The sequence below is a fragment of the Bradyrhizobium murdochi genome, assembly GCF_000472965.1.
Taxonomy (GTDB): domain Bacteria; phylum Pseudomonadota; class Alphaproteobacteria; order Rhizobiales; family Xanthobacteraceae; genus Bradyrhizobium; species Bradyrhizobium murdochi.
In genome coordinates, this window is the sequence record NZ_AXAU01000025.1 from 1 (window position 1) to 21,530 (window position 21,530).

Consider the following 21,530-nt stretch of genomic DNA (forward strand, 5'->3'; position numbering starts at 1 on the left):
CCCACGACGGCGCGGCAACAGGTCGGCTTCATCGCCGCTCTGCAGATAGCGGTTGTAATACTTGCGGAAGGTCTGCGAACAGGTTCCGTGGTGGCGGTAGAAATCCCCAACACTCTTGAACACCGCCGAACGACCCGCCTTGACCGCCTCATATTCCGGGATCAAAAACCGCCACTTCTGCAGGTAATTGCGTTCAATCGTCCGGTCATAGCTATTATCGCGCATCGGATCGTCCTCCAGAGGAGCGATCCGATCAGCGAATTAGTGAACTTGCACAGCTGTCGAGCGAAGCGAGCCTTCTACGCTTGCCACGCAAGCTTCGCAGGGCTCAAGTCCGCCGAAGCGCTTCTGCGCGCAGGCGGAAGCAATCCATCTTTCCGCACTGGGATAGATGGATTGCTTCGTCGCTTCGCTCCTCGCAATGACGCTGAGAGACCTATTTCCCCCAAACCTCGTTGGCCACTTCGACCACGAGGCTCAACTTCGCCCACTGCTCCTCCTCGGAGAGGATGTTGCCTTCCTCGGTCGAGGCAAAGCCGCATTGCGGCGAGACCGCGAGCTGGTCGAGCGGGGCGAACTTGGCGGCCTCATCGAGGCGGCGCTTGACGTCATCCTTCTTCTCGAGCTCGCCGAATTTCGAGGTGATGACGCCGACCACGACGACCTTGTTGCCCTTCGGCAAGTAGCGGAGCGGCTCGAAGCCGCCGGCGCGGTCAGAATCATATTCGAGGAAATAGCCGTCGTAGTTGGTGCCGGCCAGCATGGTCTCGGCCACCGGCTCGTAGCCGCCGGAGGAAATCCAGGTCGAGCGGAAATTGCCGCGGCAGACATGGGTGGTGATCACCATGTCGGCCGGCCGTTCGGCCAAAGCGTAGTTGATGATGCGCGCGTAGATTTCCTGCAGGCCGTCGGGGTTGTCGCCGCGATCGCGCGCCTTCTGCAGTTCGTCCTGCGAGCAGAGATAGGCCCATACGGTGTCGTCGAACTGCAGGTAACGGCAGCCGGCGTCATAGAACGCCTTCACCGCCTTGCGATAGGTCTTGCCGAGGTCGAGGAAGAATTCCTCCAGATCGGGATAGACCTCCTTCGAGATCGACTTGCGGCCGCCCCGGAAATGCAGCACGGCCGGCGACGGGATCGTCATCTTCGGCGTGACGTGAGCCGTATCAGCATGCTTCTTCAGGAAGCGGAAGTGATCCAGCATCGGATGGTTGTCCGGGAAGTCGAGCTTGCCGATCACGCGGACCGCGTCATGCCTCGTTTCCACGCCGGCGAACTGGATGCCCGTGTCGGGATGGAACAGCTCACAGCCGGTGAGATGGCTAAGAAAGTCGAAATGCCACCAGGAGCGGCGGAACTCGCCATCGGTCGCAAGCTTCAGCCCGATCGAGGCCTGCTTGTGCACGACCTTTTCGATCTCGAGGTCCTCGGCCTTCCGCAGGTCCTCCGCTGTGATCTCACCCTTCTCCAGCTTGGCGCGCGCTTCCTTGATGCGCGGCGGACGCAACAGACTGCCGACCTCGTCGGCGCGGAACGGGGGCTTTGTTCTCTGCATGGTCTCAACTCCCATAAATCTAGTGGGCGCCAATCTAGTGGGCGGCCGCGCCGGCGACGCCGAGATAGCGTTCGAGCACGGCGGGATCGGCCTTCAACGCGCTGCTGGCGGCATCATGCACGATTGCACCGCGTTCCAATATCACAACCCGATCGGCCAGCCCCAGAATCTTTTGCGCGTTCTGCTCGACGATAACAGAGCAGATGCCCCCTGCCCGGGTGATCGTGCCGAGCGCCCTTAATAGTTCTTCAACGATGATCGGCGCCAGCCCCTCGGTCGGCTCGTCCAGCAGCAGCACCTTGGGATTGAGGGTCAGCGCGCGGCCGATCGCCAGCATCTGCTGCTCGCCGCCGGAAAGCTGGTTGCCGAAATTGTTGCGGCGCTCCTTCAGCCGCGGAAACATCTGGTAGACCTTTTCCACGGTCCATGGGCCGGGCTGGGCCACCGCAGTCATGTTCTCCTCGACCGTCAGCGAGCGAAAGATGTTGCGTTCCTGCGGCACCCAGCCGATCCCGGCCCGCGCCCGCTGGTCCGGGCGCATCGCGGTGATGTCGAGCCCGCCGAGCGCAATCGTGCCGCCGAAATGCCGGGTGATGCCGACGATCGAGTTGATCAGCGTGGTCTTGCCGGTGCCGTTGCGCCCCAACAGTGCCAGCACCTGGCCTTCGCCGAGCGACAGCGACATCGAAGGCAACACCACGGCTTCGCCGTAGCCGGCGCGCAAGGCATCGATGGCGAGAAGCTCAGGCATGGGCCGCCTCGCCCAGATAGACCGCCTTCACTTGCGGATCGCGCGCCACTTCGTCCGGCGGACCTTCTACTAGCATCGCGCCGTTGACCAGCACCGAGATACGGTCAGCGAACGAGAACACCAGATCCATGTCGTGCTCGATCAGCAGCACCGTGACGTCGCGCGGCAGGGCAGCGACCGCCGCCAGAATATCGTGACGCTCGCTCTCGGGAACGCCGGCAGCGGGCTCGTCGAGCAGCAGCACGCGGGGCCGGGTTGCAATGGCGACAGCGATCTCGAGCAGGCGCTGTTTGCCGTAAGGCAGCGTCGCGGTGCGCTCGTTCATCACGTCAAGCAAATGAAAACGTCCGAGCGTCTCCGCGACCTCCTGATTGACGTCGTCTCGCGTGCCCATCCGACGCCACCAGTCTCCGCCACCGCCGAGACGTTCGGAGACGGCGAGCCCGACCGTTTCGAGCGGGGTCAGGTCGGCATAGAGCTGATTGATCTGGAAGGTGCGCGACAGCCCGCGCAGCACCCGCTTGTGAACCGGCAAATCGGTGATGTCGTTACCCTCGAGCAGGATCCGTCCGGCATTGGGCTTGAGCACGCCGGTCAGCAAATTGATGACGGTGGTCTTGCCGGCGCCGTTGGGCCCGATCAGGGCGTGGCGGGCGCCCTGCTCCACCTTCAGCGACAGATCGCGCGTGACCCGCAAGCCGCCGAAGGATTTTTCCAGCCCCCTGGTTTCGAGCGCGATCGTCATGGCGCATCACTTTCGGGAACGGCCACGACGGCCTTCCGTCCGAAGAGCTGGCGGATGACGAGGTTCGGCACCCAAAGCACCCAGCGATGGATGCGTTCGCGGCCGACCAGCACCATCACGACCAGGACGAGCCCGATCCAGAACAGCCAGTATTGCGGCGTAATGGTCTGAAACAGTTCCTGCAGCATCTTGAACACGACGGCGCCGATCAGCCCGCCATAGAGATAGCCGGTGCCGCCGATCACGAGCACCAGCATCAGATCGGCCGAGCGTTCGAACGCGAACACGTCAAGCGAAGCCAGCGCCGTGGTCTGGGTGAACAGCGCCCCGGCAATGCCGGCGTAGAACGCTGCAATCGTATAGATCGCGATCAGGCGGCGGTTGACGGGCACGCCGATGGCAGAGGCTCGCAGCGGGTTATTCTTGATCGCGCGCAGCGACAGGCCGAACGGCGAATTCACGATCCGCCGCGCCAACAGAAACAGCAGGAACAGCACGATCAGCGAATAGAAGAATCCGGTCTTGCCGAACATATCGAACGCGAACAGGCCGAGGATCGGCTGCATCTCGATGCCCTGCAGCCCGTCGGTGCCGCCGGTGATATTGGAGAACCGTTCCGCCAGCGCTTCGAGCAGCAGCGCAATGCCGAGCGTCACCATCAGCCGCGTCAGGTCGACGCCGCGGATGACGAGGAAGCTGGTCAGGAAGCCGAGCACCATGGCGACGAGGCCGGCGGCGACCAGCGCGATCACCGGCTCGTTGATGATGCCATGCAGCGCCAGCAGCCCGGCCGAATAGGCGCCGACGCCAAAGAACGCGGCGTGCCCCAGCGAAACAATCCCAGCGTAGCCGAGGATCAGATCGAGCGACAGCGTGAACAACGCCAGCCGCAGGATATCGGTCATGATCAGATAGCGGGACGGAAACAGGAACGCGCAGGACAGCGCTAGAATCCAAAACGCGATCTCGGCCGGGCGCCAGCGGGCGCGGGCGATGGCATGGGATGAGACGTCGGAGGCTGCGGTCATCGCGGACTCATCGCGCGGCGGCGCGGCCGAACAGACCGTTCGGACGCCAGATCAGGATAACGATCATGATGGTGTAGATGACGAACGGCCCCATCTTCGGCACGTAATATTTCCCGGCGACGTCGCCGATGCCGAGCAGCAGCGACGCCAGGAACGGCCCGGTGATACTGGAGGAGCCGCCGACGGTGACCACGATCAAAAAGTAGATCATGAATTTTAGTGGAAAGTACGGATCGAGCCCGAGGATCTCGGCGCTCAGCGCGCCACCGAGGCCGGCAAGGCCGCAGCCGAAGGCGAAGGTGAACGCAAACACCTGAGGCACGTTGATGCCGAGGCCGCTTGCTGCGCGCGGATCGTCCACCGCGGCACGCAGGCGGCTGCCGAAACGTGTTTTTGCCAGGATCAATTGCAGCGCCACCGTGAGCAGGCCGCAGATCACGATGATCATCAGCCGGTAGCGGCCGATGCCGACGCCGAAGAAGTCGAACTGTCCCTCCAGCGCCGCCGGCAGTTTGATGAAAATCCGCGACGATCCCATGACGTAATCGACCGCCGCCACCGACATGAAGGTGAGGCCGATCGTGAACAGCACCTGGTCGAGATGGCTGCGGGTGTAGAGGTGGCGATAGAGCGTGCGCTCCAGCGCGACGCCAACCAGCGCGGCCGTAACAAAGGCGAGCGGCAGCGCCGCGAAGAACGGCCAGCCCTGGTTGTTCACCAGCACCGCGCAGATATAGCCGCCGGTCATGGCGAAGGCGCCATGCGCCAGATTGACAAAATTCATCAGCCCAAGCGTTACCGCCAGCCCGCAGGCGAGCACGAACAGCAGCATGCCGTAGGCGACACCGTCGAACAGGATGGTGAACAGCGTGGTCATGGGATGGGACAGAACCTCTCAACGCAACCCGTCATTCCGGGATGGTCCGAAGGACCAGACCCGGAATCTCGAGATCCTTGATGCGCAATTGCGCATCTGGGGTTCGCGCTGACGCGCGCCACGGGATGACGGCTTCGCCGTCACTTCTTCGTTTTGCCGGAATCCTTCACCGCCTCGAAGGTCGCGAACTCGACGTTATAGAGTTCGCCGTCGACCTTCTCGACCTTGCGGATGTAGATGTTCTGCACGATGTCGCGGGTTTCCGGATCGATCATGATCGGGCCGCGGGGGCTTTCCCACTTTGCGCCCTTCATCGCCGCGATCAGCGCGTCGCCGTCGGTCTTACCGCCGGTCTTCTTCAGCGCCTCGTAGATCAACCGGATACCGTCATAGCCGCCGACCGCCATGAAGCCCGGGCGCTGGCCGAACGCCTTCTTGTAGGCGGCGACGAATTCCTTGTTTGCGGCCGAGGGATGGGCCGCGGAGTAGAGATGCGCGGTGACCGTGCCGAGCGCGGCATCGCCCATGCCGTTGAGCAGGTCGTCGTCCATCACGTCGCCGGGGCCGATCACCTTGATGCCCGCCTTGTCGAGCCCGCGCTCGGCATATTGCTTCATGAAGTTGCCGCCTTGGCCTGCCGGCACGAACACGAACACGGCGTCGGGCTTGGAATCCTTCATGCGCTGCAAGAACGGAGCAAAATCAGGGTTTTGCAGCGGCACCTTCACCTCTTCGACGATCTCCCCGCCGCCGGCGGTAAAGTTCTGCTTGAAGAAGTTCAGCGCGTCGTTGCCGGGCGCGTAGTCGGAGGTCAGCGTCGCGACCTTCTTGATACCGTTCTTGGCGGCCCAATCACCGATGATGGTGCACGACTGCGCCAGCGTGAACGAGGTTCGGACGATGTAGGGCGAGCGCTCGGTGATGATCGAGGTGCCCGCCGCCATCACGACTTCCGGAATCTTGGCCTGCGTCGCCAAGGGTGCTGCCGCAAGCGCTGCCGGCGTCACGCCAAAACCTGCGATGAAATTGACCTTTTCGTTGACGATCAGTTCCTGCGCAAGGCGCTTGGTGTTGTCGGGAACCGCACCGTCGTCCTTCAGGATGACTTCGATCTTCTTGCCGGCGACGGTATCGCCGTTCTGCTGCATGTAGAGCTTGACCGCGTTGTCGATCTGCTTGCCGGTCGAGGCCTGGCCGCCGGTCATCGGCAGGATCAGGCCAATCTTGATGGAGTCTTGGGCGTGGGCCGGCGCAAGCGCCAGCATCGCGGCGACCGAGCCTGCGGCCAGCAATATTTGACTGCGAATAGACATGAGCATCTCTCCCCCTGATCGGCCTTGTGTCTCGAACCGAGTCCCCGGCCCTTTGATCTCACCATAACCCAGAATTTTCCGCCGGGCAGCGCGGCAACATGGCGTCCTTGGCCGCCCTTTTGTCAATCGGACCATTGGCGGGTCGCAGCGAAGAAGCCGCATAGCCGCAAAAGACATGACGGATGGTACAATACGATCCGATATCGCTTGCCCGAGCTCCCGCGATTGCCGCCCTATTTGTACGATTGTACAAATGAAATGGTCCTGTCAACAAGTACCGCCTCTCCGGTTCCCAGAGCAGCGCCCTAAATCCATCATCCTTAAACGGTTAAGGTTGTAGTCTTCTGCCAATGACGACCAGCGCGCGCCACATTGTCACGATCGTCACCGTTGCCCTCGCGGGCTGCGGCGTGAGCGGCTGTGGGACCATCAACGAGAAGGTCTCAGCTGGCGTCAGCGATGCCATTCCGGCATGGGCCGGCGGCCTGCCCGCCGACGCGCCGCCGCGCCCGGGAACCGCGAAGTATGACGAGTACATGCGCGAACGCGAGCGAAAGCGCCTGATGCCGGCTTCCGAACGCGACAAGGAGGCCAACCCTGCTCCCGCGTCCAAGGATGCGGCGCGCTAATCCATAAACACAACCGTCTTGCGGCCGTTGAGGATGACGCGGTCCTCGAGATGATGGCGCATGGCACGCGCCAGTACGCGGCGTTCGATGTCGCGGCCCTTGCGCGAGAGATCTTCCGGCGTATCGCGATGGCTGATGCGCTCGACGTCCTGGTCGATGATCGGGCCTTCGTCGAGGTCGCGGGTGACGTAGTGCGCGGTGGCGCCGATCAGCTTGACGCCGCGCTCATGGGCTTGGTGATAGGGACGCGCGCCCTTGAAGCCCGGCAGGAACGAATGGTGGATGTTGATGCAGCGCCCGGACAGTTTTGCCGACATTTCGTCCGACAGGATCTGCATGTAGCGCGCCAGCACGACGAGATCGGTCTTTGTGTCCTGAACCAGTTTCCAGACTGCCTCTTCCTGCTCGCGCTTGGTTTCCTTGGTCACCGGCAAATAGTGGAACGGGATCTCGCCGAAATCGAGCGAGCTATAGGTTTCGCGCGGATGGTTGGAAACGATCGCGGTCGGGATCATCTCGAGTTCGCCGGTGCGCCAGCGATAGAGGATGTCGACCAGGCAATGATCCGATTTGGAGACCAGCAGCATCACCCGGCGGCGATTGGCGCGGTCGCGCATCTGCCAGTCCATGGCGAAGCGCTCGGCGATCGCGGCAAAGCCGGTCTGCAGCGCCTGCAGTTCGACGGCGAGATCGGCGGCGGTGAACACCACCCGCATGAAGAAATTCCCCGTCTCGATGTCGTCGAACTGCTGGGCGTCCAGGATGTTCTGACCGTTATGGGCCAGAAAGGTCGACACCGCGGAAACGATTCCGGGGCGATCCGGACAGGACAGGGTCAGGACGAATTGATGATCGGGCATGGCGCGACTTGACTACAATTCAGGGCAGAAGGGTGAAAACCTCGGATTTGCGGCCCTGCTCTATCACCGCAGACGCGCTTGCGCCAATCCGGAAACCGGGGGCAGGATGAACAAAGCGCGCGAAGCAAAAGCGTTGGAGCGAGATCATGGCTGACAGATTGAACGGTTACCGCATCCTGATCCTGGAAACGCGCGAAGAAGCGCAGTTCTCCCGCCTGCTCACCGAGCAGGGCGCCGACGTGCTGCAATGCCCGATGTTCACCATCCACGATGCGCCGGACCCGGCGCCGGCCGAAGCCTGGATCAGGCGGTCGATCGACAAGCCCTTCGACGATTTGGTGCTGATGACCGGTGAAGGCCTGCGCCGGCTGATGAAGGTGGTCCGGCGCATCGGCGTCGAACAGGAATTCATTGCCGCCCTCGGCAACGCGCGCAAATTCGCCCGCGGACCCAAGCCGGGCAAGGCGCTGCGCGAAATCGGGCTGGAACCGCAGATGACGACGGAGAAGCCGACCTCCGAAGGCGTCGCCGAGATGCTGTCACGCCTCGATCTCAACGGCCATCGCCTCGGACTGCAGCTTTACCCTGACAAGGACCACAGCGTCCTTATCGGCGCGATCAAGGCGCAAGGCGCCGAGGTCGATACCGTGCTGCCTTACGTCTACGACGCGCAAGCCGCCGACGCCAACATCATCAGTGCGATCGACGAGATGGCGGCCGGCCGCATCGACGCGATCGCGCTGACCAATCTCGGTCAGATCCGCCGCCTGGTCGAGGTCGCGCGTGCACGAGGTTGCGAGGACCGGTTACGCGAGGGGCTCGATCGCACCCCGATCGCTTCCGTCGGACCGGCGGTCTCCGATGAACTCAAATCTCACGGCCTGCGCACCGATATCTATCCGACGGAGGACGCCTTCTTCATGCGGCCGCTGATCTCGGCCATGGCAGCGGCGCTTTCGAAAAATCCACCGCGCGCGATGGCAAGAGGCTGACGGTCCATAATCCGCATTGCGACCGGCCAAACGTCCGCTTGGCCGGTGGAAGCGGACATCAGGCGGGGATCTCCACATGTCCGCGCCGGGCCAAGAGGCGACATGCCAGATTCAAACTGCCTGTGCGGTCGCGTTCTCTCGCGATGCGGCTGCCGCATCACGCATGACGCCGGACACGGTGCTATATGCCACGACCCAGGCGGACTTCGCCGCCGGCGTCCAAGCCTCTTTCAACCCCTGCTCTAGTGTCCATAGCAAGGCTGCGCCAACCGTGTCGTAATGCCGATCCTCTACGCCATACCGAATATGGTTTCGCCCAAGGATCTCTAGCGTCGGTATCAACGACGGCAAGTCATCGACACTGTTGATCACGGCACTCAATGCCTGGACCAGTTTCCGGCGCTGCACTTTCATATCCGCATTCTTGAACAATCGCTGCAGCGATGGATCGAGCGTAAACAGCCTCTCATAGAACAAACCAGCCGCGACATCGCTGATCGGAATGACCTTTGCCCAGGTCGACTTGAGAAGTTCTTTGGTTTCAGGAGACATGGCAACACTTTCCTATCTGATTGAATCATCTGGTCGGAACACTGCAAATATGTACTGGGCCAACGCGCCAAAGTTCGATACCGGCACAATGATTTGTTGAGATCAGTACGTTCTCATATTGCGAACGGCCCCAAAGGGAGCAGAGGGTCGCAGTTCATCTTCAGACCCACAGCAACGGTCAGACTGACCAGCGCCGGCTCTATCAGGCCTGCTGCGGATTGCTGGTCGTGACGGCGTTGAAATTTTTGTGACGGTGCTTCGGCTACCTCGGGTAAGATTGGACGCGAATGTCTGCCTAGGGTCATTCGCGTCATTCTGAGGGTGTGCCGACCACTTCCCGTCTACCCTGATAAACTGACATTCTCAGCGTTCATCGGCATGTCTCAAACGTGCCAAGAAGAGACATCGCGCGCATGGTTTGACTGTGCGTGTGTCGCGAAGGCAATGTGCTCCGCTACGTGGCTGACGAAAGCAGACCGTGAAAGATGCAGGCTCTTGAAGATCGTCCGTGGCTGCACGATAATCTGTCTCCTGGACGGCGCGTCGCTCCCCAGCCCGCGCGAGGATGCCGGAGGCATCCGGTAGAGCCTAAATGACCGCAACGATCCGCTCGACCACGCCTCATGTGCCGACCTCATATGGCTGCTCCGCCTCAGCCCTGTCCGGATGCATGTGATGTTGCAGCTTGGCACGCCGGCCGCAGCGTCGGCGGCCTACCGCTTGGTGACCGTCGCGGCCACCGACCACCAGACGGTCCCGACACTTTAGGGAGTCAACCCATTGGTCGAGGGAGGATGTGCTATGAGAGCACCGCCAAACTATTCGCGTCGTCGCTTTCTTCATGCTGGCACGGCCGGGGTAGCGGCAACCGTCGCCGCGGCGACAACGCCCGTTCGTGCGGCCGCCGAGGCCGGCATGCAACCGCCACCCCCGACCGCGACGGCGCCGCGGATTCTGCGCAAGCCACCGCTGCCTGAATTGGAGCGCATCGCCAAATCTTATAACTTGGCTCTCAGCCGCGACGATCTGACGTCGTTCCGCAACCTCATGGACGGTGTGCTCGCGTCGTACCGTCGATTGGACCAGTTCGCGGAGCCGACATTGGCGGTGAAGTACCCGCGGGACGCGGGGTTCCGTCCAGGTGCCTCGGACAATCGGCTCAACGCTTGGTACTGGAGGTGCTCGATCAAAGGCGCAACTTCGGGGCCTCTCGCGGGCAAGAAAATCGCCGTCAAGGACAATGTGTGCGTTGCCGGCATCCCGATGATGAACGGTTCCAACGTGCTGGAGGGCTACGTCCCTGACGTGGACGCGACCATTGTGACCCGCATCCTTGATGCCGGTGGGGAGATCGTCGGCAAGGCCGTGTGCGAGCATCTTTGCTTCTCGGGCGGTAGCCATACCTCCGACACTGGGCCCGTGCTCAATCCGCACGATCCGAAGCGATCTGCCGGAGGCTCCTCCAGCGGCAGCGCGGCGCTCGTCGTCGCCGGCGAGTGCGACATGGCCATCGGGGGCGACCAGGGAGGGTCGATCCGAATTCCCAGCTCTTTCTGCGGAGCGGTTGGCCACAAGCCCACCCACGGGCTTGTGCCATACACAGGCGTCTTCCCGATTGAATTGACACTTGATCATACCGGGCCCATTGCCCGCACCGCCGGCGATGCCGCCCAGCTTCTCGAGGTGCTCGCCGGGGCCGATGGCCTCGACCCGCGCCAACCGGCGGGACTACGTAAGGAAGAGTATACCAAGCAACTCACCGGACACGCCCGCGGTCTCCGGATTGGGATCGTTAAGGAAGGGTTTGGCTGGCCCAATTCCGAGCCCGATGTCGACNCCATGGTACGCGAGGCGGCNCANCGCNTGACNCGAGCGGGGGNANCCGTNANCGAGNTATCGATCCCTCTCCACCGCGATGGCATCCATATCTGGAACGCCATTGCCGTCGAGGGCGCCACGATGCTGATGGTCGCCGGCAACAGCATGGGAACCAACTGGAAAGGGCACTACACGACTTCGCTGCTGGACTTCTACGGCCGGAGCCGGCGGGTGCGCGCCAACGACCTTTCGGAGACCGTCAAACTCGTCGTCCTGCTTGGCCAGTACATGCAGGACAATTATCAGGGCCGCTACTACGCGAAGGCCCAAAACCTCGCGCGCGTGCTCCGCGCCGCCTATGATGAGGCGCTCAGCGGCGTCGATCTCCTGCTCATGCCGACGTTACCTTTGAAGGCCACGCTACTCCCAGCCCCGGACGCAAGCCGCGAGGACTACGTTGCGCGGGCACTCGAAATGATTTCCAACACTTGCCCGTTCGACGTCACTGGTCATCCGGCCGCCACGGTTCCAGCAGACATGTCGGCAGGGCTCCCTGTTGGCATGATGCTGATCGGACGCCACTGGGAGGACGGCACGGTGTTGCGTGCGGCTGACGCGTTCCAGATCGTCGGATAAACGGCAGTCGCGAATTGCCGGCTAACGGCAACGCCGGCGTGCAAAGTTCGGAAACCGGAGGCCCGCGCGCTATCTGACATGAGCCTCTGCCGTTCAGGAAGTGATCCGTCAACGACATTGCCCCACATAACCGCGGATGAGCATGAAGGTTAGCATTCTGCTATGTTGGTCGGAAGCCAACACGCCTCGAGAGGCGCGACCGGCGAAGAATCTCGGGGACCGTGCTTGAGAAGATCAGCAATTCCAAGCTCGGTTGCGACCGGCAAACTCCGCGATGCAAGATACCCAACGCTGTGCCCATGACGCACAGCTTTCGTTGGCGATCAAATGACGCATAGCGGCCAAAAGGGTTTCGGCATGACCAAGCACGGCCGATCGGGGCACGCGACCCGATCGCCGCGTTTCCGTTTCCTGCAGAAGCTCGAAGCACAGAAGAACGATCGCAAGGACCGCTCTCGGATCAAGGACCCGAAACAGTCCGTCGAAGAGCTATTCCATCCCCGGAAGCCAACACGAACCTGACGAACTATCCTTGGATGAGCTCCGGGGGGTGGGCACATTCGGAACTTCGGGTCTTTGTGCTCAGCACGCGAACGGAGCTGAAGGACCGATGCCATTAATCGCTGGCGCGTCAATGATCTGGGTGCCATCTGATGCAGTCGCCAAATGCCCGGTTTGGGCCACTTGCAGACATCATGATGCGGATGATCAGCATCTGCTTTGCCCCGAAAGCGAACATTGCCGATCGCGGCCGCAGTCTTGCCGCGCCGCCAGGCCAGTTTGATCAATCCCCGCCTAGTCTACCTTGGCGCCGGCGAACTTGACGACCTTGCTCCACTTATCGGTTTCGTCCGCCACCAGCTTGCCGAAATCGGCGGGCGAGCCCGGCAGCAGGATGGCGCCGATCTCGGCGAAGCGGGCTTTTGCCTTGGGGTCGGCGAGGATTTCGTTGACCGCCTTGTTTAGCTTTTCGACGATTTCCGGTGGCGTGCCCTTTGGTGCTGCGAGGCCATACCAGGCGCTCGCCTCGTAGCCCGGCAGGTAATCAGCGACCAACGGCAAATCCGGCAGCACGTCCGAGCGCGTCGTGCTGGTGACCGCAAGCCCGCGCAGCTTGCCGGATTTGACGTGCTCGGCGCAGGTAGGAAGGTTGTCGAACATGACATGCATCTGGCCGGACAGCATGTCGGTGAGCGCCGGCGCGCCGCCGCGGTACGGCACATGCTGCATATTGATGCCGGTCAGCATCTTGAACAGTTCGCCCGACATGTGGATCGTGGAGCCGTTGCCTGACGATGCCATGTTGAGCTTGCCCGGGTTGGCCTTGGCATAGGCGATCAGCTCGGGGATCGATTTGATCGGCAGTGACGGGTGCACCACCACGACGTTGGGAAAGCGGATGATGCCGGCGATCGGCTCCATCTCCTTCATGAAATCGAAGGGCAGCTTGTCGTAGAGCGTGGCGTTGATCGCATTCGCGGGCGCCACCAGAAGCAGCGTGTAGCCGTCGGGCGTGGCACGCAGCACCTGCTCGGTCGCAATATTGGTGGCGCCGCCCGGCCGGTTCTCGATCACGAAGGATTGCCCGAGCTTTTCCGACAGCCATTGCCCCATCAGGCGCGAGGTGAGGTCCGCCGAGCCGCCGGGCGTATAGCCGATCACGACGCGAACCGGCCGCGATGGATAGGCCTGCGCACTTGCGATGCTTGACGTAACGGGGAGCGCAGCCGCACCGGCGACGAGCTGCAAGAACTGGCGACGCTGATATTCCTTCATGCTTCCTCCGACAACACACGCCAGCGGCTCTTTGCGACCGCTCGGCGCGCGCATCCTAGAGCATGATCGGAAAAATTGGATACCGATTTTCGTCAGGGAGAGGCGAAATGCTTTCGCGTTAGCACGACTGACAGGGCTTTTGTCCGGCGAGCTAGACGCTCACCGCTGCGCTCTAACACAGTAAGACCATCCCGGCTTGCCGCGGCCGCTATGGCGGCGGATAGCGGTCGAAGGTGGGCAGTTCGTGCGCGCGCTCCATCCAGCGAAGGCGCTCTGCGACCTGGATATGCACCATGGCCGGCACGGCGTCGGGATCATCGTAGGTCGCGCTCTGGATATCGACGATCCCGGGCAGCACATTGGCATTGGTGTAGAAGAGACCGGTGCCACAGTTCGCGCAAAACTGTCGCCTGCCATGCTCCGATGATTCGTAAACCTTGGGCGTTCCCTTCGTCACCTTGAGCGCGTCCTTCGCGTACATCGTCCACCCGACCATCGGCGCGCCGGCGTGGCGACGGCAATCGGTGCAGTGACACAATGCATGAACGATGGGGTCGCCCGCGACCTCGTAGCGAATCGCGCCGCAATGACAGCCGCCGGTGACGTTGACCATGATCACCTCCGATAAGATCGTGGCCCGGATGAAGCCAACGGGGTTACGCAGCTACGAGAGCTTGCGCGACTACGCCGACTTCCTGACGGCGTTGTCGACCAGCGTCTTGCCGAGCGACCAGATCGCGCCGGGGACCTTGTGGCTCGCCGCGATCACGTCGTCGAACGATTTTTCGATCCAGGTGCAATCTTCTTCCGTGATCACCAGCGGCGGCAGCAGCTTGATGGTGTGGCTGCCGTGGCCGGAGACCTGCGTCAGAATCTTGTGATCCTTGAATAGCGGTACGGTGATGAGCTGGCAGAACAGGCCTTTATTTGCGGTCTCCAGCAGATTCCAGGAAGCCTTCAGCTTCAGCGATTTCGGCGGACCGAACTCGATGCCGATCATCAATCCCTTGCCGCGCACTTCCTTCAGCAGTTCATAGCCGGGCACCATGCGGGTCAGCGCAAGGCGAAGCTCGGCGCCGCGCTTGGCGGCCTGCTCGACAAGTTTCTCCTGCTTGATCACATCGAGAGTGGCGATGCCGGCGGCCATCGCCATATCGTTCTTCGAAAAAGTCGAGCCGTGCACGACCGCGCGATCCATCTGGTTGAAGATCTTGTCGAAGATGGACTTGCGGGTCAGCAGCGCGCCGACTGGAACGTGACCGCCTGACAGCGCCTTTGCCAAGAGCACCATGTCGGGCTCGACATTCCAGTGCTCGACCGCGAGGAATTTTCCGGTGCGGCCGATACCGGTCTGGATTTCGTCGGCAATGAAGATCGTGCCGTATTTTTTGCACAGCGCGGCAGCGCCCGGCAAAAATTCATCCGAGGGCATGTTGACACCCTTGCCCTGGATCGGCTCGACAATGAAGGCTGCGACCTGGCGCGAGGACAATGCCTGCTCGAGCGCGGCGAGATCGTTGAAAGGTATCTGCGTGCATCCCGGCAGGAGCGGCTCGAAGCCGCCTCTGAAGTTCGCATCATCCATCAGCGACAGCGCGCCGTAGGACAGGCCGTGGAAGGAATGCGAGCAGGAGACGATGCCAGGGCGGCCCGTCGCACCGCGCGCGAACTTGATTGCGGCCTCGACGGTCTCGGCGCCGGAATTGGCAAAGAACACCTTGTCCAGATATGGAACATGTTCGAGCAGGCGCTCCGCCAGCACGCCCGCAAGCGTCGAGACGTCGAGTTGCACCAGATTGGGAAAGTCGCTGTCAAGCACGCTTTTCAGCGCCAGACGCAGCGCCGGATGATTGCGGCCAATCGCAAAAACGCCAAATCCGCTGAGTAGATCGAGATAACGGGCCCCGTCACGATCGAACAGGTATTGTCCTTGACCCTTCTGAAAGCCCACATCGTAGCCGATGGTCTTCAGCACCCGGACGAGCTGCTCGTTCAGATGGCGCGCATGCATGGAACTGCGCTGCGCCTGCCGCTCTACAAACAGCCCGGAAACGTCTAGATATGAATCTGGCATCGGCTACATACGTCGGTTGATGGCTGTTTCGTCAACTGAAAACGCTCAATGCGGCGTTTTGACCTCTCGCTTGGATCATCTACTTAAACACAGGTTCGAACCATGTTGCACTGCCTAAGAACTGTCGCGCGCACAATAGTTTATTCGGGAATCATTTTAGCCACAGGTCTTAATGCGGCGCTGGCCGCCGATCCCACCGGTGACTGGAAAGTGGCCGATGGTGTTGCCAACATTCGCGTCGCCCAATGCAACGGCAACATGTGGGGCGTCGTGGCCTGGGAAAAGATGCCGGGCGGCAAGGACAAGAACAATCCGGATGCCTCAAAGCAGAGCCGGCCGACTTTGGGCATGCCGATCCTGATCGACATGAAGAAGAAGTCCGGCGTCGATGCATGGGAGGGTGAGGTCTATAACGCCAAGGACGGACAGAACTACAGCGCGACCATCAAGCCGATCGGGAACGACCAGCTCGAGATTCAAGGCTGTGTGCTCGGCTTCCTCTGCGGCGGCGAGACCTGGACCCGTGTTGGTCCGCCGATCCCATCAAGCCCCACCAACAGCGTGGCCAAGGGCGCACCGAAGGGTGCACCCGGCGCACCGCCCAAGACCGCGGCGCCAACCGCCCCGCCAGCGCCGCCGAAGACCACGGGTGCGGCAAATCCTGCCCCCGCGAAGGGCGCTTCCGGTCAGAAGCAGGCCGCCGCGCAGTCCGGCGATATCGGTGACATCTGCCTATTGCCCGACATCGCGCGGTTTGCCCATTAGCGCCGGCTGGAACAGCAACACCGCAGCAAGCGTGATCACGAACGACAGCGCCAGCAATTTACCCATGCTGGCGGTGCCGGGATGACTGGATAGCCAGAGGCTTCCGAACGCGGTCGCGGTCGTCAGCGCCGAGAAAAAGATCGCGCGTGTCAGGCTCGATTGCAGCAGGTTATTTCTGCCCTCGCGCCAGGCCACGACGTAATAGATCTTGAAGGCGACGCCGACGCCGAGCAGCAGCGGCAATGCTACGATGTTGGCGAAGTTGAGCGGCAGTTCGATCAGCACGCAGAGCTCCAGCGTCACCGCGCCGGCCACCAATAGCGGCACCATCGTCATCAGCACGTCGGTGACGCGCCGTAGCGTCAGCCAGAGCAACAGGCTGATCACCACCAGCGCCCAGATGCCGGCGTGAATGAACGCCTTCACGATGGTGTCGCCGGATTTAAGGATCGACACCGGTCCGCCGATCGCGTTCGGCTCGGCAGCCAGCACCGCATCGGCAAAGCGGCGCAAATTGTCGTTGTCGTTGGGATCGCCTTTCGGTAGCGCCTCGACGCGGATCAGCCCGTCCTTGGACTTCCAGCTATTCAACAGTTCCGGCGGCAGCGTCTTCAGCGTCACCGGCCCGGCTTGCATCGTGTTCCTGAGCTGGTCGAACACGATCTTGAGCGGGGCGACGAAGATGTCCTGGGCCTTGTCGCGCGTCGCCTGATCGCTTCCGGCAAGCTTCGACAATGCATCCGCCAGCCTTCGCGAGGCAACCGCGCCCGGCCCCTTGCCTTCGCCCGCGGCCCTGCGCAAGCTGTCGACCGAACTCTTCAGCGCGTCCACGTTCTCCTCATCGGTGGGCGCCGCGTCGACCGAATCGGGATTGAGCGCGGGGCCGACGACCTTCGCTGCCTTCGCGATCAACTGGAGCTTGGCTGGCTGGTCTTCGGGCACGAAGCTGTCGATCGACATCACGCGAAGAACTTCCGGCAACTTTTCCAGCCGCGCCTCGATCTTCTTCGCTTCGGCTTCGGAATTGGTCAGCACGTTGATGGCGTTGGCGCCGGTGTTGGGATCCTTGCGCAGGTCGAGGAAGGTCGCGATCGATTCGGCCTTCGGATTGCGCAGGTTGATCGGGTTGAAGTCGAACTTCATGAAGTAGAGTAGCGGCAGGCCCGCCACCACGAGCAGCAACGTTCCGGCGACGATGATGACGCGGTGCCGTTCGAGGAACGCGTCGACCGGCGCCAGAAACGCGTAACCGACAGGCTCGCTTTCTCCAGGCGGGTGAAGCAGCTTCAGCAGGGCTGGCAGCACCGTGATGCTCGAGATGAACGCGATCAGCATACCGGCGCCGGCAATCTTGCCGAGTTCGGAAATGCCCTTGTAGTCGGTCGGCAGGAAACAAAGAAAGCCGGCAGCGGTCGCCATCGCGGCAAGCGACAGCGGCACCGCCGAACGTCGGGCCGCGCTCTCTAGCGCCAGAGCCAGATCTTCGTTCTTGAAACGCTCGGAACGATAGCGGACGCTGAATTGAATGCCGAAATCGACGCCGAGGCCGACGAACAGCACGGCAAAGGCGATCGACAGCAGGTTCAGCGATCCCACCATCATCAGGCCGACCGCGGTCGTTACCGCCAGGCCGATGAACAGGTTCACGAACACCGCGAAAATGATCTTCGCAGAGTGCAGTGCCATCCAAAGAATGACGAGAACAATAAGCACCGTTGCGACGCCGTTGACGATCGCGCCGTCCTGCACGGTCGAATATTCTTCGTTGGCGATCGGAACCGGGCCGGTCAGCCGGACGCGGGCGCTGTACTGGCCCGCGAAATTGAGGTCGGTCGCGGCCTGTCGGATCGCGTCGGTCGCGTCCCTGCCGGGTTCGAGCGCATTGTAATCGAGCTTCGGCTTGAATTCGATGAAGGCGCGGCGGTCGGCGTCGGTCAAAGGCTTGTCGCTGACGAGCTCTCGCCAGGAGAATGTCGCCGTCCCCTTGCTCAGGATGTCCTCGACCGTCTGGCTGATCAGGTTGAAGGGGCGCTCGGTATTGTCGAGCTTGACCTGCCCGCGCTTGACGCCGGCAAGCCCGGTTTCCAGCGCCCCGGTCAGGCCGCGGATCGAGGGATCGCCGGCCATGATCTCGATCAGGGGCGCTGCGGCTTCAAGCTGGCCGGCGACCTTGCCGACTTCTTCCACCGGCAGGAACAACAGCCCGTTCTTCTCGAAGAACTCGCCGGAACCCAGCGGCTGCACCGATTCGAAATGTTTGGTGTCGGCGGACAGCTTCGTGGCCAACGCCTTGGAAGCCGCACTGGCGAGTTCCGGGGTCGGCGCCTCGACGACAGCCAGAATCAACTTTTCACGGTCGAAGGCCTGCTCGAACTGATTATCGCGCTTGCGCCAGTCGAGGTCGGGCGAAATCAGCGTGTTGATGTCGGTGTTGATGGCGAAATGCCGGGCGGCATAGTAGGCGCCCCCGACCGCCAGAAGCAGGGAGATGATGACAACGAGAGTGGCAAACCGCGTACAGGTTCGGACAACGGCGACAACAACACTGGTCAGCACTTCGTTTCTTTCTAAATCTAAAAGGAGAGCTGGGCGAAAACGCCCCGCTGTCTAGCGGAGTTCCCGCGGCCGATCTAATGTTGTTTTGGTTACTTCCCCGAGGGTTCAGCGAAGTCGCACAACAGACCGGAACGGGCGTTCGGCCGCCGGTATAGCCGGTTGGAGTGGGCGATAAAGTGACGAACCGGTGAGGAACAACCGGTCGCAAAAAATGCATTTTTCGGTATCTAAATACCCCAAACGGGTAACCATTGCGCGATCCTACCTTTCCTATCCGCACAATTTTTGACACATAGTCCTGCGCTTCCATGTGCCTAGTATGGGGATTAGCTACGGGAACCGGCCATGGTGCGGATATTGCAAATATCCGAAGTGTGATCGGCTGCACGGAGGCCTTCGGGTAAATTTGCGAATTCGGTACTTGGTGCAACTTGCGTAATGGACATCCCATGGAAGTGTATCTAGCGCAGCCCCGCGGATTTTGTGCGGGCGTCGTGCGTGCCATCGAAATCGTTGAGCGTGCGCTCGAGAAATACGGCCCGCCGGTCTATGTCCGGCACGAGATCGTGCACAACAAATACGTGGTCGAAAGCCTGAAGGCCAAGGGCGCGATCTTCGTCGAGGACCTGTCGGAGGTTCCGCCACTCGCGGTAACCGTGTTCAGCGCCCATGGCGTCGCCCGCAGCGTCGAGGAAGAGGCCGCCGCCCGTGGCCTGCCGGTCCTCAATGCCACCTGCCCGCTGGTCACCAAGGTCCATAATCAGGGTAAACGGTATATGTCCAAGGGCCGCACCCTGGTCCTGATCGGCCATGCCGGCCATCCCGAGGTCGAGGGCACTATGGGCCAGGTTCCCGGCCCGGTTCTCCTGGTCCAGAACGTGGACGACGTGGCGGCCCTGCCGCTGCCGACCGATGCTCCGGTGGCCTATATCACCCAGACCACCCTCAGCGTGGACGACACAAAAGACATAATCGCCGCCCTTCAGGCCAAATTTACAGATATTCAAGGCCCCGACATCCGGGATATCTGCTATGCGACACAGAACCGCCAATCTGCGGTAAGGGACCTGAGTAAGCTGGTGGACGTCATCTTGGTGGTGGGGGCCGCCAATAGTTCCAACTCAAACAGGCTTCGCGAAATCGGCACCGAGGTCGGCGTCGCGAGTTATCTCATTGCCGACGGGAGCGAGCTGAACCCTGCTTGGTTGAAGGATGCAAAGGCTGTCGGCATTACGGCGGGCGCATCGGCGCCCGAAGTTTTGGTTGACGACGTGATCGAGGCTTTGAGGCGTATCGGACCCGTCACGGTTTCGGTGCTGCCCGGCCGGGAGGAAAACATCGAGTTCCGGCTTCCGGCCGAACTGACTGCGGGTTGATCCACTTCAAGATTTACAGGTCCAGAAAGAAAATCTCCAAAATGGCAATACCGTTCTTCAAGGAAATGCGTATCGGCGCCTATCTGATGAAGCAGAAGCTGCTTGGCCGAAAGCGCTATCCGCTCGTGCTGATGCTGGAGCCGTTGTTCCGCTGCAACCTCGCCTGCGTCGGCTGCGGCAAGATCGACTATCCCGATGCGATCCTCAATCGCCGCATGACCGCGCAGGAATGCTGGGATGCGGCCGACGAATGCGGCGCGCCGATGGTGGCAATCCCCGGCGGCGAGCCGCTGATCCACAAGGAGATCGGCGAGATCGTGCGCGGCCTCGTGGCGCGCAAGAAGTTCGTCTCGCTCTGCACCAACGCGCTGCTTCTGGAAAAGAAGCTCGATCTGTTCGAGCCCTCGCCGTATTTGTTCTTCTCGGTGCATCTCGACGGCCTCAAGGATCACCACGACAAGGCGGTATCGCAGAAGGGCGTGTTCGATCGCGCGGTTTCCGCCATCAAGGCCGCGAAGGCCCGCGGCTTCACCGTCAACGTCAACGCGACCATCTTCGACGGCCATGCCGCCGAGGACATCGCGAAGTTCCTGGACTTCACCACCGAACTCGGTGTCGGCGTCTCGATGTCGCCGGGCTACGCCTATGAGCGCGCCCCGGACCAGGAGCACTTCCTCAACCGCACCAAGACCAAAAAACTGTTCCGCGACGTCTTTGCGCTCGGCAAGGGCAAGAAGTGGAATTTTATGCATTCCGGTCTCTTCCTCGACTTCCTGGCCGGCAACCAGTCCTACGAATGCACGCCCTGGGGCATGCCGGCGCGCAACATCTTCGGCTGGCAGAAGCCCTGCTACCTGCTCGGCGAAGGCTATACCAAGACCTTCAAGGAGCTGATGGAGACCACGGAGTGGGATTCCTACGGCACCGGCCGTTACGAGAAGTGCGCCGACTGCATGGCGCATTGCGGCTATGAGCCGACCGCTGCCAACGCCGCGCTGACCAATCCCCTCAAGGCGATGTGGGTCGCGCTGCGGGGCGTCCGCACCTCGGGCCCGATGGCGCCCGAGATCGACCTCTCCAACCAGCGCCCGGCGCAGTACATCTTCTCCGAACAGGTTCAGAAGAAGCTGTCGGAAATCCGCCGCGATGAGGCGGCTGCCGCCGCCGCCAAGCAGCAGGCGAAGGCCTCCACCGCCGCCTGAGCGAGCACGGGAACAAGTTTAAAGG

Annotated in this window: 19 protein-coding genes; 6 read left to right on the forward strand and 13 right to left on the reverse strand. The window is 61.8% G+C overall.

Features of this window, described 5'->3' with window-relative positions; all coding sequences use genetic code 11:
• The 7 genes from YUO_RS42405 to YUO_RS0132005 form a co-directional block, all read right to left on the reverse strand.
• Positions 1-225, reverse strand: a 225-nt coding sequence (locus tag YUO_RS42405) for a hypothetical protein (RefSeq protein WP_035728117.1), incomplete at its 3' end; no start/stop codon positions are given.
• A gap of 211 nt (positions 226-436) precedes the next feature.
• A complete protein-coding gene (locus YUO_RS0131980) occupies positions 437-1,555 on the reverse strand; it encodes a cobalamin-independent methionine synthase II family protein (protein ID WP_028350887.1) in 1,119 nt (372 codons plus the stop codon).
• A gap of 34 nt (positions 1,556-1,589) precedes the next feature.
• A complete protein-coding gene (locus YUO_RS0131985; RefSeq protein ID WP_028350888.1) occupies positions 1,590-2,306 on the reverse strand; it encodes an ABC transporter ATP-binding protein in 717 nt (238 codons plus the stop codon).
• Entirely contained in the window at positions 2,299-3,051 is a 753-nt protein-coding gene (locus YUO_RS0131990) for an ABC transporter ATP-binding protein (protein WP_028350889.1), read from the reverse strand. The genes YUO_RS0131985 and YUO_RS0131990 overlap by 8 nt, the downstream gene beginning before the upstream one ends.
• The gene (locus YUO_RS0131995; RefSeq protein ID WP_028350890.1) at positions 3,048-4,079 is read right to left on the reverse strand and encodes a branched-chain amino acid ABC transporter permease; all 1,032 of its coding nucleotides are present in this window, start codon (positions 4,077-4,079) and stop codon (positions 3,048-3,050) included. Before YUO_RS0131995 ends, YUO_RS0131990 begins: the two co-directional genes overlap by 4 nt.
• A 7-nt stretch (positions 4,080-4,086) precedes the next feature.
• Positions 4,087-4,956, reverse strand: coding sequence for a branched-chain amino acid ABC transporter permease (locus YUO_RS0132000; protein WP_028350891.1), 870 nt, complete (start codon positions 4,954-4,956; stop codon positions 4,087-4,089).
• 140 nt (positions 4,957-5,096) lie between these two features.
• Positions 5,097-6,269: an ABC transporter substrate-binding protein gene (locus tag YUO_RS0132005; RefSeq protein WP_028350892.1), complete on the reverse strand. Its 1,173-nt coding sequence runs from the start codon at positions 6,267-6,269 to the stop codon at positions 5,097-5,099.
• A gap of 350 nt (positions 6,270-6,619) precedes the next feature.
• Between YUO_RS0132005 and YUO_RS42410 the strand changes: the two genes are divergently transcribed.
• Positions 6,620-6,898: a hypothetical protein gene (locus YUO_RS42410; protein ID WP_035728123.1), complete on the forward strand. Its 279-nt coding sequence runs from the start codon at positions 6,620-6,622 to the stop codon at positions 6,896-6,898.
• Here YUO_RS42410 and purU read toward each other — a convergent pair.
• Positions 6,895-7,758, reverse strand: coding sequence for a formyltetrahydrofolate deformylase (gene purU / locus YUO_RS0132015; protein ID WP_028350893.1), 864 nt, complete (start codon positions 7,756-7,758; stop codon positions 6,895-6,897). The genes YUO_RS42410 and purU overlap by 4 nt on opposite strands.
• A gap of 146 nt (positions 7,759-7,904) precedes the next feature.
• On the opposite strand from purU, the gene YUO_RS0132025 reads away from it, so the two are divergent.
• Positions 7,905-8,750, forward strand: a complete 846-nt coding sequence (locus YUO_RS0132025) for a uroporphyrinogen-III synthase (RefSeq protein WP_028350894.1) — start codon at positions 7,905-7,907, stop codon at positions 8,748-8,750.
• 111 nt (positions 8,751-8,861) lie between these two features.
• Here the strand turns inward: YUO_RS0132025 and YUO_RS0132030 are convergent, their stop codons facing one another.
• Positions 8,862-9,302, reverse strand: a complete 441-nt coding sequence (locus YUO_RS0132030) for a globin family protein (protein WP_028350895.1) — start codon at positions 9,300-9,302, stop codon at positions 8,862-8,864.
• 915 nt (positions 9,303-10,217) lie between these two features.
• Between YUO_RS0132030 and YUO_RS0132040 the strand changes: the two genes are divergently transcribed.
• Positions 10,218-11,756: an amidase gene (locus tag YUO_RS0132040; protein ID WP_051379748.1), complete on the forward strand. Its 1,539-nt coding sequence runs from the start codon at positions 10,218-10,220 to the stop codon at positions 11,754-11,756.
• A gap of 795 nt (positions 11,757-12,551) precedes the next feature.
• Here the strand turns inward: YUO_RS0132040 and YUO_RS0132050 are convergent.
• From YUO_RS0132050 to hpnO, 3 genes are all read right to left on the reverse strand, one after another.
• Complete coding sequence (locus YUO_RS0132050; RefSeq protein WP_028350898.1) at positions 12,552-13,532, reverse strand: Bug family tripartite tricarboxylate transporter substrate binding protein; 981 nt, start codon at positions 13,530-13,532, stop codon at positions 12,552-12,554.
• 208 nt (positions 13,533-13,740) lie between these two features.
• The gene (locus tag YUO_RS0132055; RefSeq protein WP_028350899.1) at positions 13,741-14,145 is read right to left on the reverse strand and encodes a GFA family protein; all 405 of its coding nucleotides are present in this window, start codon (positions 14,143-14,145) and stop codon (positions 13,741-13,743) included.
• A 69-nt stretch (positions 14,146-14,214) separates the two neighbouring features.
• Positions 14,215-15,606 carry an aminobacteriohopanetriol synthase HpnO gene (hpnO, locus tag YUO_RS0132060; RefSeq protein ID WP_028350900.1) on the reverse strand — a complete coding sequence of 464 codons (1,392 nt, stop codon included), beginning with the start codon at positions 15,604-15,606 and terminating at the stop codon, positions 14,215-14,217.
• A gap of 102 nt (positions 15,607-15,708) precedes the next feature.
• Between hpnO and YUO_RS0132065 the strand changes: the two genes are divergently transcribed.
• A complete protein-coding gene (locus tag YUO_RS0132065; protein WP_051379745.1) occupies positions 15,709-16,371 on the forward strand; it encodes a DUF2147 domain-containing protein in 663 nt (220 codons plus the stop codon).
• On the opposite strand, the gene hpnN is transcribed toward YUO_RS0132065, so the two are convergent.
• On the reverse strand, positions 16,339-18,927 hold the full coding sequence (gene hpnN, locus YUO_RS0132070; RefSeq protein WP_028350902.1) for a hopanoid transporter HpnN: 2,589 nt from the start codon (positions 18,925-18,927) through the stop codon (positions 16,339-16,341). The genes YUO_RS0132065 and hpnN overlap by 33 nt on opposite strands.
• Before the next feature lie 449 nt (positions 18,928-19,376).
• Between hpnN and ispH the strand changes: the two genes are divergently transcribed.
• Both ispH and hpnH read left to right on the forward strand, forming a co-directional pair.
• Positions 19,377-20,303 (forward strand): 4-hydroxy-3-methylbut-2-enyl diphosphate reductase, encoded by a 927-nt coding sequence (ispH, locus tag YUO_RS0132075; RefSeq protein ID WP_028350903.1) that lies wholly within the window; start codon positions 19,377-19,379, stop codon positions 20,301-20,303.
• A gap of 41 nt (positions 20,304-20,344) precedes the next feature.
• Complete coding sequence (gene hpnH / locus YUO_RS0132080) at positions 20,345-21,505, forward strand: adenosyl-hopene transferase HpnH (protein ID WP_028350904.1); 1,161 nt, start codon at positions 20,345-20,347, stop codon at positions 21,503-21,505.
• Positions 21,506-21,530: the final 25 nt, after the last annotated feature.